This window comes from Streptomyces sp. 5-10, assembly GCF_014712245.1.
Lineage (GTDB): Bacteria > Actinomycetota > Actinomycetes > Streptomycetales > Streptomycetaceae > Streptomyces > Streptomyces violaceusniger.
Genome location: NZ_JACVYG010000029.1, coordinates 1 through 14,144, shown reverse-complemented (window position 1 = coordinate 14,144; position 14,144 = coordinate 1). Strand labels below are relative to the sequence as shown.

The following is a 14,144-nucleotide window of genomic DNA, read 5'->3' as shown; positions in this document are numbered from 1 at the left end:
CGTGGGGCGCGGGCGCGTCGGCCATGGGCCGTGGCCGAGCGCGCTCGCTCAGAACTTGTTGCGCGGGGTGACGCCCAGCGACATGCCCGCGAGGCCCCGCTGCCGTCCGCCGATCTTGCCCGCGATCGCCTTGAGCGCGCTGCCCGCCGGGGAGTCGGGGTCGGTCAGCACGACCGGCTTGCCCTCGTCGCCACCCTCGCGCAGCCGTACGTCGATCGGGATGGCGCCGAGGACCGGCACCGTCGTACCGGTGGTCCGGCTGAGCCCGTCGGCGACGACCTGGCCACCGCCGGTGCCGAAGACGTCGACCATCTCGTCGCAGTGCGGGCAGGGCAGCCCGGACATGTTCTCCACCACGCCGACGATCTTCTGATGGGTCTGGACGGCGATGGCGCCCGCCCGCTCGGCGACCTCGGCGGCGGCCTGCTGCGGCGTGGTCACCACCAGGATCTCGGCGTTGGGCACCAGCTGGGCGACGGAGATCGCGATGTCGCCGGTGCCCGGGGGCAGGTCGAGCAGCAGCACATCGAGGTCGCCCCAGTAGACATCGGCCAGGAACTGCTGGAGCGCGCGGTGCAGCATCGGCCCGCGCCAGACCACCGGGGCGTTCCCGGGCGTGAACATCCCGATCGAGATCACCTTCACGCCGTTCGCCGACGGTGGCATGATCATGTTCTCGACCTGGGTGGGCCGTCCGTCGGCGCCCAGCATGCGCGGCACCGAGTGGCCGTAGATGTCGGCGTCCACCACGCCGACCTTGAGCCCGTCCGCGGCCATCGCGGCGGCCAGGTTGACCGTCACCGAGGACTTGCCGACCCCGCCCTTGCCGGAGGCCACCGCGTACACCCGGGTCAGCGAGCCGGGCTTGGCGAAGGGCACCTCGCGCTCGGCCTGGCCGCCGCGCAGCGAGGCGGCCAGCTCACGCCGCTGCTCGTCGCTCATCACCTCGAGGTCGACCGTGACTCCGGTCACACCCTCGACCCCGGCGACCGCCGTCCGCACGTTGCCGGTGATCGTGTCCCGCATCGGACAGCCGGAGACCGTGAGGTAGACCACCACGGCGACCGAGCCATCCGCCGCGATCTCGACGGATTTGACCATGCCGAGTTCGGTGATCGGCTTGTGGATCTCCGGGTCGTTGACCGTCGCGAGCGCGGCGCGCACCGCGTCTTCGCTCGGCGCTGGGAGGGTGTCGGTAGCCATACGGAGATGGTACGGCGCCGTGGGCGGGGCGCGGACGGCCGTCAGCGGTCGCGTTCCTCACTCGGCAGGGGTTCGCCGTGGCCGCCCGGCCGCGGGGCGCTCCGGCCGCCGTCCGGGCCCTGGCGCAGCTCCGCCAGCTGGTCGCGGAGCCAGTCGCGGGTGGCGACCTCGCCCAGCCCGGTGCGCAGCGCCGCGATCTCCCGGGTGAGGAACTCGGTGTCGGCGATGGACCGTTCGTTCTGCTTGCGGTCCTGTTCGAGGTTGACCCGGTCCCGGTCGGCCTGCCGGTACTGGGCCAGCAGGATCAGCGGGGCGGAGTACGACGCCTGGAGCGAGAGCATCAGCGTCAGGAAGATGAACGGGAACGGGTCGAAACGCAGCCGCGGCGGCGCCAGGCTGTTCCAGAGCAGCCATAAGGCCACGAAGACCGTCATCCAGGCGATGAACCGCCCGGTGCCCAGGAAGCGCGCGATCCGCTCCGACGCCTTGCCGAACGCCTCGGGGTCCCAGCGCGGCAGCGGGCTGCGGCGCCGCGCCTTGGGCCGGTCCAGACGGCCGCCGTCACCGTCCATCGGCGGCCTCCGGCAGGGCCATCCCGGCGTGCAGCTCGCGCTCCCGCCAGTCGGACGGCAGCAGATGGTCCAGGACGTCGTCGACGGTCACCGCGCCGAGCAGCGAGCCGGTCTCGTCCACGACGGGCGCCGCGAGCAGGTTGTACGTGGCCAGATGGCCCGCGACGACGGGCAGCGGGGTGTCCGGCGGCAGCGTCGGCAGATCGCTGTCAACGGCCGCGCCGACGAGGGTGAACGGCGGATCGCGCAGCAGCCGTTGGAAGTGGATGATGCCCAGGTAGCGGCCGGTGGGCGTCTGGTCGGGCGGGCGGCAGACGTAGACCTGGGCGGCGAGCGCGGGGGTCAGGTCCTGGTCGCGCACCCGGGCGAGCGCGTCCGCGACGGTGGCGTCCGGGCGCAGCACGATCGGCTCGGTCGTCATCAGACCGCCCGCCGACCCCTCCTCGTACGACATCAGCCGGCGCATGTCCGCGGCGTCCCGGGGGCGCATCAGGTCCAGCAGCCGCTCCTTGTCGGACTCGGGAAGCTCGGAGAGCAGATCGGCCGCGTCATCGGGGTCCATGGCCTCCAGGACGTCCGCCGCGCGCTCCTCCTTGAGCTTGCCGAGGATCTCCACCTGGTCGTCGTCGGGCAGCTCCTCCAGGACGTCCGCGAGTCGCTCGTCGTCCAGGGCGGCCGCCACCTCGCCCCGGCGCTTGGCGGACAGGTGGTGCAGTACGTTGGCCAGGTCGGCGGGGCGCAGCTGCTCGAAGGTGGCCAGCAGGGTCTCCGCGCCCTGCCCCTGCTCCTCCAGTGAGAAGCCGGTGACCGCCGACCAGTCCACGGTCAGCGTCTCGCCACGGCGGCGCAGCGCGCGGGTCCTGCCGCGGCGTACGAAGACCTTGTCGACCTCCCACTCCCGGCGCGCGGGCAGCTGGCTCATCGAGACGTCCAGGACCGTCACCGGGTCACCGGTCTCGACCAGCCGCACCGTGCGGTCGAGCAGTTCGCCGAGGACCAGGGTCTCGGTGGGGCGCTGTTCGAAGCGGCGCATGTTGAGCACGCCGGTGGTGATGACCTGGCCGGACTCCACACCGGTCACCCGGGTCATGGGCAGGAAGATCCGGCGGCGGCCGATCACCTCGACCACCAGGCCGAGCACCCGTGGCGGGCGGCCGGCCAGCCGCAGCATCGCCACGACATCGCGCACCCGCCCCACCTGGTCGCCGTTCGGGTCGAAGACGGCGACACCCGCGAGATGCGAGACGAAGACCCGGGGGGCGCCTGCCGGCATGCCTGCCTCCCCTCGTAGGTGGGGCTCCCTTGTCAGATTTCGTGGTCGTTCAAGGCAATGATCCGCTCTTCACCGGGTTCAGGCTAACGTGCCCGCACCTGCCCTGCCGCCGGGCGAGGGCGCCGCGGTACCCGGCGGACACCGCGGGGCGGCACCGGTACGCTGCCCTACTGCACCGGCATCAGGAGGCAGAGCGGACGTGCGCACCCGGAACAGGGCTGTCGTTGCGGCGATGTGCGCGGGGTTGGCCGCCACGCTCGCCGCGTGTGGCGGCGGCGGTGGGGAGAAGGACCCCGACGCGGGGACGAACGGCGTGGGAAAGCTCCCCGCCACGAAGATCGAGAGCAAGGCCCGTCAGGCGGCCACCAGTGCGAATTCGGTGCGGCTCTCCGGCAACCTCGTCACCAGGGGAGCCACCTACAAGCTGAACATGCGGCTCAACGCCGACGGCGGGACGGGCCAGGTCTCCACCAAGGGCTCCAGCTTCGAGCTGCTGCGGGTCGGCAAGGAGCTCTACCTCAAGGCCGACGCGGGCTTCTGGTCGCACGACGAGTCGCACGACGGCGAGGGTGACGGCGGCGAGGGTGACGGCGGCGGCGCGGGCGACGCGGCCGGCAAGCTGGACAACAAGTATGTGAAGGTCCCCTCCGGCGACCCCTCCTACCAGCGGCTCAGCGGTTTCACCGATATGAAGCTGCTGCTCGACGGGTTGCTCGGACTGCACGGCGAGATCACCACGGGCGACCACGGGCAGGTGGACGGCGTGCGGACGATCACCATCAGCTCCGGTAAGGCCGGTGAGGGTGGCTCGCTCGACGTCTCCCTGGAGGGCCGGCCGTATCCGCTGCGGTTGCGGCGGGCGGGCGGCGCGGGTGTGATCCGGCTCGCGGACTGGAACGAGGGCTTCAAGATCACCGCCCCCGAGAAGGGCCATGTGCTCGACTACGGGCAGCAGATCCCGGAGACGCCGTAGGCGCGGGCGCGCCGTGTAAGGGCGCGCCCTTACGCCTGCGGCGGCCTGCTCCCTCCCCCGGCCCTTCTCACGGCATCGATATGCGGCTCCGCCGCGTGGGGTCTGGGCGGAGCCCAGTTTCGGGAAGGGGCGGGGAGGGGGAAGCGTCGATGTGCGGCTCCGCCGCGTGGCCCGCCGGACACCCGTAGGACGCGTCCTTACGGTCGTCAGCCGGCTAGGACGCGTCCTTACGGTCGTCACGGGCCCGCTTCCTGCGGCGGGCCAGGAGCTTGGGGAGCGCCGCCGGGATCGGGCGGCGGGTGGTCGCGGGGGACGGCAGCGGGGCCGCCGCCAGGGAGCCGGTGGGGTGCTCGGCGAGCGCCCCGGGCGCGGGCTCCAGCCGCAGCACCCGGCACTCGCGCGCCCAGCGCTCCGCGATGTGGTCGGCGTCCGCCGCGTTCAGCCGCTTGCCCTTGAGCTCGTCGACCGCCGCGGTCCACGCCTCGCCGCCCGGGGTCAGCTCGACCACCCGCGCGGGCCAGCTCACCAGGCGCCCGCCCTTGTCCTTGCTGCGCACGGTCACCGTGGCGCTGCCGCCATCGGCCAGCCCGAGGTCCTTGAGGGGCTGCTCGTCGGGCCCGTCCCCGACGAGGCAGACCGCGCCCTCGTGCCAGATGTGCCACAGGGCGCGCGGGGCACCCTCGGTGCCCTGGGCCCAGATGAGGGCGGACTTCTTGGCCGCCTCCTCGACAAGGGCACGGTCCATCGGCGTCTGCGTCATGCCGACAGCCTAGGCCAGCCACGCACCCGTCCCAGCCCGTGAAATGACAGTTCCGTCTCACCGTCACGCGCCTTACCCTGGCGCCGTGCCCATCGCCCGTACCGCCCGCGCCGCCCGCGCCGCGGCCTCCACCGCCACGCCCACCGCGCCCGGTGACGGTGGCCGCTTCCACGGCGGCCCTGTGGACATCGCGCTCCTTACGGTCGCCATCGCCGGGGTCTCGCTCTCCGCGCCGCTGGCCGCCGCGACGGTGGCGCCCGCGCTCGCCATCGCCTTCTGGCGCAACGCCATGGCGGTGGGCGCGCTCACCCCGTTCGCCCTGTGGCGCCACCGCGGCGAGCTGCGCGGGATGGGCCGCCGTACGGCGCTGCTGTCGGCCGGGGCGGGGGTGCTGCTCGCGGTGCACTTCGGGGCCTGGCTGCCGAGCCTCCACATGACCTCCGTGGCCTCCTCGACCGCGCTGGTGACCACGACCCCCATCTGGACGGCGCTGCTGCTGCGGCTGCGCGGCCACCGCCTGCCCACGCTCGCCTGGCTGGGCATGGGGCTGGCGATCCTCGGTGTGGTGATCCTCACCGGGGTCGACCTGTCCGCGTCCCCGCGCGCCCTGCTGGGCGACGGGCTCGCGCTGCTGGGCGGGGTCGCGGCGGCCGGGTACGTGCTGCTCGGGGCGGAGGTGCGCCGTTCGGTGAGCACCACCGCGTACGCCTACGTCTGCTACACCACCACCAGCGTGCTCCTGCTGCTGACCTGCCTGGTGGCGGGCGCGGAGCTCGGCGGCTACAGCGGCACCACCTGGCTGCGGCTGGCCGCGCTGACGGTCACCGCGCAGCTGCTGGGGCACACCCTCATCAACCGGGTGGTCAAGGGCCTCGGCCCGTCCGTCACCTCGACCGCGATCCTGCTGGAGACGCCGGGGGCGGCCCTGATCGCGGCCCTGTGGCTGGGCCAGATGCCGCCCGTGGCCGCCTACCCGGCGCTCGCGGTGATCCTCGGCGGGCTCGCGCTGGTCATCATGGCGGACGGGAAGGGCGCGTTGAACGAACCCGGCTGAACCCGGCTGAGGAGGGCCCGCGCGCGATCCGGCTCTACAGCCCTACACCCCTACAGCCAGCCGTTGCGCTTGAAGCCGCGGTGGATCGCGAAGCAGATGCCCACCGTGACCACGAGCACGGTCGGGTAGCCGAACTTCCAGCGCAGCTCCGGCATGTAGTCGAAGTTCATGCCGTAGATCCCCGCGATCATCGTCGGCACGGCGAAGATCGCCGCCCAGGACGTGATCTTCCGCATGTCCTCGTTCTGCGCGACCGTGGCCTGCGCCAGATTGGCCTGGAGGATCGAGTTCAGCAGGTCGTCGAAGGCCAGCACCTGCTCGCTGACCCGCGCCAGATGGTCCGCGACGTCCCGGAAGTACTTCTGGATGTCCGGGTCCACCAGCCGCATCGGACGCTCGCTCAGCAGCTGCATCGGCCGCAGCAGCGGCGAGACGGCCCGCTTGAACTCCAGGACCTCGCGCTTGAGCTGGTAGATCCGGCCCGCGTCGCCGCCCCGCCGGGAGGTCGCGGCCGAGAAGACGTCGATCTCGACCTCGTCGATGTCGTCCTGGACCGCGTCGGCCACGGCCAGATAGCCGTCGACCACCTGGTCGGCGATGGCGTGCAGCACCGCAGAGGGGCCCTTGGCGAGCAGCTCCGGGTCCTGCTGGAGCCGGTGGCGCAGGGCGCGCAGCGAGCCCTGGCCGCCGTGCCGCACGGTCACGATGAAGTTCCGGCCGGTGAAGCACATCACCTCGCCGGTCTCCACGACCTCGCTGGTCGAGGTGAGTTCGGCGTGCTCCACGTAGTGGATGGTCTTGAAGACGGTGAAGAGGGTGTCGTCGTACCGCTCCAGCTTGGGCCGCTGGTGCGCCTGCACCGCGTCCTCGACCGCCAGCGGGTGCAGCCCGAACTCCTGGGCGATCCCCGCGAACTCGCGCTCGGTCGGCTCGTGCAGCCCGATCCAGGCGAACCCGCCCTCCTCGCGGACCCGCTCCATGGCCTTCGCCGGGCTCACGTGTTCGCTGATCCGCTTGCCGTCGCGGTAGACCCCGCAGTCGACCACGGCGCTGGTGACCGACGGGTCACGCGTCGCGTCGTAGTCGCTGGCGGTACGGGAACGGCGCAGGGCAGGGCGAACGGCTGCGCGCAGGTCACGGATCATCGACATGACGGGCTCCTTCTCAGGCCGGCCGTCAGCGCGGGCGCGCGGCGCAGCGCAGCGCCCGGAAGGTGGACGTACGACATCCGGTGCCCGTACGTCCGCAAAGCGGGCGGCGCTCCGTGCCATGGCGCTGACGGAAGTTCTTCGGAACTGAACAAAGCGGTACGAAGGCGCTCTACCGTCAGATGCCCTGGATGCGAGGGGGCTTCGCGTGTTTCACCGCCCAGCGGCGGGGTACGGAAGGCTCAGATCATGAAGTCGCATACCAAGGGGAAACGACGGGAGAACTGTCGGTACTGCACGGTCGACTAGGATCCACCGCAGCCCCACCTCCTCCGGCCGGTCCCCCGTGAGGGACGATCTGTAACTCCCTGGGCAGGGATTAAGGCTATCAGTCGGCAGAACCGTTACGTCGCCGCTTTGCCTGTTCGATACGCGATCTATGCTCACCGCATGTCAGACGTTCTGCAGCTGGTCGAGGCCCGGTTGATCACCGCGCTGGGCGAGCCGGACGCCCGCGCCGCCGTCACCTTCGTCGGTACGGACCGCATCGAGGTGCTGCGGTTCCGCGATGAGAGCGATGTGATCCGCTATGCCACGCTCGGTATGTCGGACCATCCGATGACCAGCCCGACCGCCGCCGTCGCCGACCCGCTGCGCGGGCCGCGCGCCGAGCTCGTGCTGACCGTGAGGGCGGGCGGTTCCGGCCCCGACCTCTCCGTCCTCGACGAGGTGCTCCGCCCGCTCGCCGTGCTGGCCGCCTCGCCCCAGGTCGAGGGGGTCGTGGTGACCCCCGGCGCGTCGCTGGACCTCGGCGGGCCGCTGTGGCCGGGGGCGCCCTTCACCTCCGTCCTGGTCGCCGAACCGGGCGGCCTGGTCGAGGACTTGGAGCTGCTGGAGCCCATGGAGCCGGTGCGGTTCCTGCCGATGCTGCCGATGACCACGAACGAGGCGGCGTGGAAGCGGGTGCACGGCGCCGGCGCCCTCCAGGACCGCTGGCTGCGGCACGGCACGGATCTGCGCGACCCGGTGCGGCCCGGGGTGCCGTTGTCGGACTGAGACCCGTACGGAAGGGCCGCGACGCCCCCGGGAGCGGGGCCGTGCGGATGCCGTGACGGGACTGGACGGAAGCCGCGGCGGGGCCGTACGGGAACTGGTGCGGGAAGTGACCTCCGGACGGGTGATCGTCCTTGACGCGGCGACGACCGGGGAGGACCGTGGGGCCCTATGAGGGGCGAACCCAGTTGCCCGAAGTGCGGTGGCCGGGTGCGAGCGCCCGGTCTCTTCGCCGACTCCTGGCAGTGCGGCGTGCACGGCACGGTGCACCCCCTCCAGCCGGTCGTCCCGCCGAGCGTCGAAGCACTCGTGGTCGTCACCAACCGCGCCCGGGTGCCCGTATGGATGCCGTGGCCGCTGCCCGTGGGCTGGCTGTTCACCGGGGTGGCCTGCGCCGGGGACGACCGCAGCGGCGGCCGCGCCACCGCCGTGGCCTGCTCCGGGCCCGGACCGCTGGGCGGCCCGGGTGAGCTGCTGCTGATCGCCGAGGAGCTGGGCGTCGGCCTCGGCGCGCGTTTCGCGGGCCTCCCGGGGCCCGATCCGGGGCCCGGGATGCGGGTGGACAAGCCGCCGCACGTCAAGGTGCTGGCCGCCGGGCGGCCCACCCCGCTGTGGCATGTCGAGGGCACCCCGGACGACCGCGCGGTCTTCGCGGGCGAGGCGTGCGGACTGTGGCTGTGGGCGGTCGTCTGGCCCGAGCAGACCGGGCTGCTGATGTACGACGAGATGGTGCTCACCGATCTGCGGGACGCGGGGGCCGAGGTCGACCTGGTGCCCTGCGGGGCGCTCTCGCCGAGGCTGCTCTCGCCCTGAGTCCCATCGCCGTCGGCTTCCGCCGCCCGGCTTCCGCCGCTGACTTTCGCCGCCGGCTTCACCGTAGGCATTCGCCGTCGCCCCGGTAGGTCATGCACAGGTCAGGGCCGCCGACACGGGCAGGTACGGGCGTGGTTATGCTGGGGCGTCCCCTCGGTCCATCCCGAACGCAGCTTGGAGTCCGTGCCGTGCGCATCGATCTGCACACCCACTCCACCGCGTCGGACGGTACGGACACCCCCGCCGAGCTGGTACGGAACGCCGCCACCCAGGGTCTGGACGTCGTCGCGCTCACCGACCACGACACCGTCGGCGGCTACGAGGAGGCGACGAAGGCGCTGCCCTCCGGGCTGACGCTGGTCACCGGCGCCGAGCTGTCCTGCCGTCTGAACGGGGTCAGCCTGCACATGCTGGCCTACCTCTTCGACCCGGCCGAGCCCGAGCTGGCGCGCGAGCGCGAACTGGTGCGCGACGACCGGGTGCCCCGGGCCCGGGCGATGGTCGCGAAGCTGCGCGAGCTGGACGTCCCGATCACCTGGGAGCGGGTGGCGGAGATCGCCGGGGACGGGGCCGTCGGACGGCCGCACATCGCCACCGCGCTGGTCGAGCTGGGCGTCGTGGAGAGCGTCTCGGACGCCTTCACGCAGGACTGGCTGGCCGACGGCGGCCGGGCGCATGTGGAGAAGCACGAGCTGGACCCCTTCGAGGCGATCCGGCTGATCAAGGGCGCCGGCGGGGTCGCGGTCTTCGCGCATCCGCTGGCCCTCAAGCGCGGCCAGTGCGTCCCGGAGAGCGCGATCGGCGAGCTGGCGGCGGCGGGCCTCGACGGTATCGAGGTCGACCATATGGACCACGCCGAGGACACCCGTGCGCGGCTGCGCGGCCTCGCCGCCGAGCTCGGCCTGCTCACCACCGGCTCCAGCGACTATCACGGCAGCCGGAAGACCTGTCGGCTCGGCGAGTACACGACCGATCCCGAGGTCTACGGGGAGATCGTGCGCCGGGCGACCGGGGCCTTCCCGGTGCCGGGCGCGGGCGGCTGAGCCCCGGCCTTTCCCCCACTCCGTCCTCCCTCCGTTTCCCGTACCGCATCAGCCCTCCGTTTTCCGTACCGCATCAGCACCGCACCGCTGCTCGTCCCCGCAAGGCCATTCACCGTGTTCGACGTCGCCGTCTTCGGCTCCCTCTTCCTCACCCTGTTCGTGATCATGGACCCGCCGGGCATCACGCCCATCTTCCTCGCGCTGACCTCGGGCCGCCCCGCCAAGGTCCAGCGCAGGATGGCGGGCCAGGCGGCGGCCGTCGCCTTCGGCGTCATCGCCGTCTTCGGCATCGGGGGTCAGCAGATCCTCGACTATCTGCATGTCTCGGTCCCCGCGCTGATGATCGCGGGCGGGCTGCTGCTCCTGCTGATCGCGCTCGATCTGCTCACCGGTAAGAACGACGAGCCGACCCAGACCAAGGACGTCAATGTCGCGCTCGTGCCGCTCGGCATGCCGCTGCTGGCCGGGCCGGGCGCGATCGTCTCGGTGATCCTCGCCGTCCAGCACGCGCGCGGGGTCGGCGATCAGGTGGCGGTGTGGACCGCGATCGCGGCCATGCATGGCGTGCTGTGGGTCACTATGCGCTACTCGCTGCTGATCATCCGCGTGATCAAGGAAGGGGGAGTGGTGCTGGTCACCCGGCTGTCCGGCATGATGCTCTCGGCCATCGCGGTGCAGCAGATCATCAACGGCGTCATCCAGGTGGCCCACACCGCCTGACACGCACGAGCGCCCCCGTACCGTCCGTACGGGGGCGCTCGACGCTCTGTGCTGCTGGGAGAGCCTTACGGCACTACCGGGCTGCGGTGTCGGCTGGACGGATGTAGATGCGCTGGCCGATTGCGGCGGCCTGCTGCACGATCCGATTGACGGAGGCGGCGTCCACGACGGTGCTCTCGATGGCGCTGCCATCGACGTCGTCAAGGCGCATGATCTCGAAGCGCAAGGCTTCTCCCTTCGTCTGATCCTCCTGAAGGAGAACTGATGTGTACGGAGCCGCGCAGCGTCGCTGCCACGCGCTCCTGTACGGGTTCAACCAGAGGGTCCCCCGAAAACATTCCCTACGCTAATAAAATTTTTTCGCAGCCTAAGTATCCGCTGGTAGCCGGGGCGGGGTCCGGTTGTGCCCCTCGCCGAGCCGCCCGGAGAATGAACCGCGTATGAGTGACGTCATGCCTCCGGGCCAACCAGACCTCGCCTCGATCGTCGCGGGCATCGAGCGCACGAACGAGCTGCTGCAGCGCGTGCTCGCCGAGGTCGCGACCACGCCCTCGACCCACGCGATCTTCGTGGACGCGGGGTATGTCTACGCGGCCGCCGGGCGGCTGGTCGCCGGCACGGAGGACCGCCGGGCGTTCGAGCTGGACGCCGAGGGGCTCATCGAGGCGTTCATCGACAAGGCGCGCACGATCTTCCCGGACAGCAGGCTGCTGCGGGTCTACTGGTTCGACGGCGCCCGGCGCCGGATCCACACCCCGGAACAGCAGGGCATCGCCGAGCTGCCCGACGTCAAGGTGCGGCTCGGCAACCTCAACGCCAACAACCAGCAGAAGGGCGTCGACTCGCTCATCCGCTCCGACCTGGAGTCCCTCGCCCGCCACCGCGCCATCGGCGACGCCGTGCTGATCGGCGGCGACGAGGACCTGGTCTCCGCCGTCGAGGCGGCCCAGGGCTACGGGGCACGCGTCCACCTCTGGGGCATCGAGGCACTCGACGGGCGCAACCAGGCCGAGCCGCTGCTGTGGGAGGTCGACAGCCAGCGCACCTTCGACCTCGACTTCTGCAAGCCGTATGTCACCCGGCGGGCCACCGGCTACGAGCCGAACGGCGACGCGCCCCTGTGCGGGCCCGCCCCGACCCGGGACGAGGTGCGCTTCGTCGGGGCGCAGATCGCCGCCCAGTGGCTGTCCTCACGCGGCCGTGAAACCCTTGCCGAGCTGCTGCCCGGCCATCCGTATCTGCCCGGCTCCGTGGACCAGGAGCTGCTGATCGACGCGGAGGGGCTGCTGCGGCTCTCGCTGCGCGCCCACGCCGATCTGCGGCGGGCCCTGCGGGACGGCTTCTGGGAGCATCTGCAGGCGCAGTACTGAGCCCGCGGGGCTTTTGGGCGGGGTTTTCGGGTGGGGTATCGGGGCGGGGCTTCGGGCTCAGCCGACGTCTCAGTGCTCAGCCGAGGTCGCTCCAGAAGGAGATCAGGGCGTCGGCGGTGGGATGGGCCCGCTCGGCGTTGGGGGAGTGTCCGGCGCCCTCGATCACGGTCCGGCGGGCGGCCAGCCGTCTGGCCATCTCGTCCATCAGCGGCACCGGCCAGGCGTAGTCCGCCTCGCCCGACAGCACATGGACGCGCAGCCGCAGCGCCGCCAGCTCATCCACCCGGTCCGGCTCGTCGGACAGCTGCCGCCCGGTGACGATCAGCTGCTCCGGTACGGTCCCGAGCCAGCGCTGGTGCAGGAAGTCCGCGACCCCGGGCGGTGTCGACGCGTCGGCCGCCTCGGGCGGGTCCAGCTCGCGCATCGCCTGCCATACGGACTCCATGTCCATCACGGTCAGCGCGTCGATCAGCAGCTTGATCCGGGCGCGCTGCGGGGCGGAGATGGCCGCCGGGCCGGAACTCATGATCGTCATCGAGGCGAACGCCCCCGGGTCGCGCAGGGCGGCGGCCCGCGCGATCAGCCCGCCGAGCGAATGGCCGAGCACATGGACGGGGTCCTCGGTCCCCGCGCTCAGGGCGGTGACCTGCGCGAGCAGGTCCCGCGCCAGCTCGTCCTGGGCGTACGCGGCCTCCTTACGGGGGCCGGCGCTTTCGTGCTGCCCCCGGCCGTCGACGGCGACGGCCCGGAAACCGGCCGCGGCGAGCGGCTCCAGCAGCGCGATGAAGTCCTCCTTGCTCCCGGTGAACCCCGGGACCAGCAGGACGGTCCCGCGCGCCGCCGAAGCGGGCCGCGCGTCATGGACGGCGAACTCGCCGCGCGCGGTCCGGAGGCGGTACGCACGGGCGCTCGCGGGCAGTGTGAGAAAGGGCGGCCTGCTCATGGGACGAGGCTATACAGCCCGCGGGAAACGGCACATGAACGCCCAGGGGCCCGTACCGCGGTGTCGCGGAACGGGCCCCTGGGCGGGTGCCATCTGCCGTGGCGTAATGCCTTAGTGCTGCCGCGTCAGCCCTCGACCGTAGCCTCGACGGCCTCGGCCGCCTTGGCACGCGTACGGTGCCGGGGCTTGGCGGGCGCGGCCTCGGCCTCGTCCGCCGCCGGTGCCGCCGTGGCGGCCTTGGCACGCGTACGGCGCCGGGGCTTGGCGGCTTCGTCGCCGTCGGCGGCCTCGGTGGCACCGGTGGTGCCTTCGGCGGTCGCGACAGCGGCCTCCGCGGCCTTTGTCGCCTTGGCGCGGGTGCGCCGCGGCTTGGCGGGAGCCTCGGCGGCCTCTGCCTCCGGCCGCGCGTCGGCGGTGTCCGCCTTGGCGGCGGCACGGGTGCGACGCCGGGGCTTGGCCTCCTCCGTCGTCCCCTCGGCCGTTTGGACGGCGGTTTCGGCCGTCTCGGTGGCCTTACGGGTGCGGCGGCGGGGCTTGGCGGGGGCCTCGGCGGCCTCTGCGGCGTTCACCGCGGCCGTCGCCCCTTCGGCCGTTTCCACGGCGGCCTGGGCTGCCTCGGTGGCCTTACGGGTGCGACGCCGGGGCTTGGCCGTCTCGGGGGTGCCTTCGACGGTCTCCAAAGCGGACTCGGCGGCCTCCGCGGCCTTCGTCCCCGACGGTGCGTCGGCGGCGTCGGCCTTGGCGGCGCGAGTGCGGCGGCGCGGCTTGGCCGCGGCCTCCTCGGCCTCCGGCCGCGCGTCGGCGGTCTCCGCGGCGTTCACCGCGTCCGTCGTGCCCTCGGCCGCTGCCACGGCGCTCTGGGCGGGCTCGGCGGCCTTGGCGCGCGTACGGCGCCGGGGCTTCGACGCTTCGGCGGTCTCCGCGGCTTCGGCGGCCTCGGTCGTGCCCTCGGCCGTCTCGACGGCCTCCACGGCCTTGGCGGCGCGAGTCCGGCGGCGCGGCTTGGCGGGGGCCTCCACGGCATCCGGAGCCTCCGCCGTCGTCACGGCCGTCACCGCGGCTTCCGCCGCCTCGGCGGCGTGGGCGGTGTCCGTGGACTCGGCCATGCCGCCCTCGGCCGCCTCGGCCGCGTCGGTGGCCCTCGCCGCGCCCCGCGTGCGGCGGCGGCGCGGCTTGGCGGCGGCCTCCGCCTCCGGCTGGGCCGCCTCCGCCGTGTCGA

14 protein-coding genes and 1 pseudogene are annotated in these 14,144 nt (G+C 72.6%); 7 read left to right on the top strand and 8 right to left on the bottom strand.

Annotated elements, in window-relative coordinates:
• Positions 1 to 48: 48 nt before the first annotated feature.
• From IEJ02_RS27920 to IEJ02_RS27910, 3 genes are read right to left on the bottom strand one after another with little or no spacing between them, the layout of a single operon-like run.
• Entirely contained in the window at positions 49 to 1,203 is a 1,155-nt protein-coding gene (locus tag IEJ02_RS27920) for an Mrp/NBP35 family ATP-binding protein (RefSeq protein WP_137979419.1), read from the bottom strand.
• 41 nt (positions 1,204 to 1,244) lie between these two features.
• On the bottom strand, positions 1,245 to 1,775 hold the full coding sequence (locus IEJ02_RS27915) for a DUF1003 domain-containing protein (protein ID WP_191067365.1): 531 nt from the start codon (positions 1,773 to 1,775) through the stop codon (positions 1,245 to 1,247).
• Positions 1,765 to 3,048: a magnesium transporter MgtE N-terminal domain-containing protein gene (locus tag IEJ02_RS27910; RefSeq protein ID WP_191067364.1), complete on the bottom strand. Its 1,284-nt coding sequence runs from the start codon at positions 3,046 to 3,048 to the stop codon at positions 1,765 to 1,767. The genes IEJ02_RS27915 and IEJ02_RS27910 overlap by 11 nt, the downstream gene beginning before the upstream one ends.
• A 199-nt stretch (positions 3,049 to 3,247) precedes the next feature.
• On the opposite strand from IEJ02_RS27910, the gene IEJ02_RS27905 reads away from it, so the two are divergent.
• Positions 3,248 to 4,021: a hypothetical protein gene (locus tag IEJ02_RS27905; protein ID WP_191067363.1), complete on the top strand. Its 774-nt coding sequence runs from the start codon at positions 3,248 to 3,250 to the stop codon at positions 4,019 to 4,021.
• Between the two features lie 214 nt (positions 4,022 to 4,235).
• On the opposite strand, the gene IEJ02_RS27900 is transcribed toward IEJ02_RS27905, so the two are convergent.
• Positions 4,236 to 4,781 (bottom strand): hypothetical protein, encoded by a 546-nt coding sequence (locus IEJ02_RS27900; protein WP_191067362.1) that lies wholly within the window; start codon positions 4,779 to 4,781, stop codon positions 4,236 to 4,238.
• An 85-nt stretch (positions 4,782 to 4,866) separates the two neighbouring features.
• Between IEJ02_RS27900 and IEJ02_RS27895 the strand changes: the two genes are divergently transcribed.
• Positions 4,867 to 5,835, top strand: a complete 969-nt coding sequence (locus IEJ02_RS27895; RefSeq protein ID WP_317985936.1) for a DMT family transporter — start codon at positions 4,867 to 4,869, stop codon at positions 5,833 to 5,835.
• Positions 5,836 to 5,885: 50 nt separating this feature from the next.
• On the opposite strand, the gene corA is transcribed toward IEJ02_RS27895, so the two are convergent.
• Complete coding sequence (gene corA, locus IEJ02_RS27890; protein ID WP_037952243.1) at positions 5,886 to 6,986, bottom strand: magnesium/cobalt transporter CorA; 1,101 nt, start codon at positions 6,984 to 6,986, stop codon at positions 5,886 to 5,888.
• A 447-nt stretch (positions 6,987 to 7,433) separates the two neighbouring features.
• Here corA and IEJ02_RS27885 point away from each other — a divergent pair, with 447 nt between their 5' ends.
• The 4 genes from IEJ02_RS27885 to IEJ02_RS27870 all read left to right on the top strand — a co-directional run bounded on the left by IEJ02_RS27885 (position 7,434) and on the right by IEJ02_RS27870 (position 10,612).
• Positions 7,434 to 8,039 carry a suppressor of fused domain protein gene (locus tag IEJ02_RS27885; RefSeq protein WP_191067360.1) on the top strand — a complete coding sequence of 202 codons (606 nt, stop codon included), beginning with the start codon at positions 7,434 to 7,436 and terminating at the stop codon, positions 8,037 to 8,039.
• 168 nt (positions 8,040 to 8,207) lie between these two features.
• Complete coding sequence (locus tag IEJ02_RS27880) at positions 8,208 to 8,849, top strand: DUF6758 family protein (protein ID WP_121824791.1); 642 nt, start codon at positions 8,208 to 8,210, stop codon at positions 8,847 to 8,849.
• Positions 8,850 to 9,037: 188 nt separating this feature from the next.
• A complete protein-coding gene (locus IEJ02_RS27875) occupies positions 9,038 to 9,892 on the top strand; it encodes a PHP domain-containing protein (RefSeq protein WP_191067359.1) in 855 nt (284 codons plus the stop codon).
• Positions 9,893 to 10,006: 114 nt separating this feature from the next.
• Positions 10,007 to 10,612, top strand: a complete 606-nt coding sequence (locus tag IEJ02_RS27870) for a MarC family protein (RefSeq protein WP_137979427.1) — start codon at positions 10,007 to 10,009, stop codon at positions 10,610 to 10,612.
• Between the two features lie 73 nt (positions 10,613 to 10,685).
• Here the strand turns inward: IEJ02_RS27870 and IEJ02_RS27865 are convergent, their stop codons facing one another.
• Complete coding sequence (locus IEJ02_RS27865) at positions 10,686 to 10,838, bottom strand: DUF8834 family protein (RefSeq protein WP_165556269.1); 153 nt, start codon at positions 10,836 to 10,838, stop codon at positions 10,686 to 10,688.
• Positions 10,839 to 11,052: 214 nt separating this feature from the next.
• On the opposite strand from IEJ02_RS27865, the gene IEJ02_RS27860 reads away from it, so the two are divergent.
• A complete protein-coding gene (locus tag IEJ02_RS27860; protein ID WP_137979428.1) occupies positions 11,053 to 11,982 on the top strand; it encodes an NYN domain-containing protein in 930 nt (309 codons plus the stop codon).
• A gap of 76 nt (positions 11,983 to 12,058) precedes the next feature.
• On the opposite strand, the gene IEJ02_RS27855 is transcribed toward IEJ02_RS27860, so the two are convergent.
• Both IEJ02_RS27855 and IEJ02_RS27850 read right to left on the bottom strand, forming a co-directional pair.
• Entirely contained in the window at positions 12,059 to 12,925 is an 867-nt protein-coding gene (locus tag IEJ02_RS27855; RefSeq protein ID WP_191067358.1) for an alpha/beta fold hydrolase, read from the bottom strand.
• 125 nt (positions 12,926 to 13,050) lie between these two features.
• Positions 13,051 to 14,144, bottom strand: a pseudogene (locus IEJ02_RS27850) (DEAD/DEAH box helicase); the annotation flags it as partial.

Coding starts and splice junctions, on each gene's coding strand:
- IEJ02_RS27920 (WP_137979419.1), bottom strand. CDS start 1,203: ATGGCTACCGACACCCTCCCAGCGCCGAGCGAAGACGCGGTGCGCGCC.
- IEJ02_RS27915 (WP_191067365.1), bottom strand. CDS start 1,775: ATGGACGGTGACGGCGGCCGTCTGGACCGGCCCAAGGCGCGGCGCCGC.
- IEJ02_RS27910 (WP_191067364.1), bottom strand. CDS start 3,048: ATGCCGGCAGGCGCCCCCCGGGTCTTCGTCTCGCATCTCGCGGGTGTC.
- IEJ02_RS27900 (WP_191067362.1), bottom strand. CDS start 4,781: ATGACGCAGACGCCGATGGACCGTGCCCTTGTCGAGGAGGCGGCCAAG.
- corA (WP_037952243.1), bottom strand. CDS start 6,986: ATGTCGATGATCCGTGACCTGCGCGCAGCCGTTCGCCCTGCCCTGCGC.
- IEJ02_RS27885 (WP_191067360.1), top strand. CDS start 7,434: ATGTCAGACGTTCTGCAGCTGGTCGAGGCCCGGTTGATCACCGCGCTG.
- IEJ02_RS27880 (WP_121824791.1), top strand. CDS start 8,208: ATGAGGGGCGAACCCAGTTGCCCGAAGTGCGGTGGCCGGGTGCGAGCG.
- IEJ02_RS27860 (WP_137979428.1), top strand. CDS start 11,053: ATGAGTGACGTCATGCCTCCGGGCCAACCAGACCTCGCCTCGATCGTC.
- IEJ02_RS27855 (WP_191067358.1), bottom strand. CDS start 12,925: ATGAGCAGGCCGCCCTTTCTCACACTGCCCGCGAGCGCCCGTGCGTAC.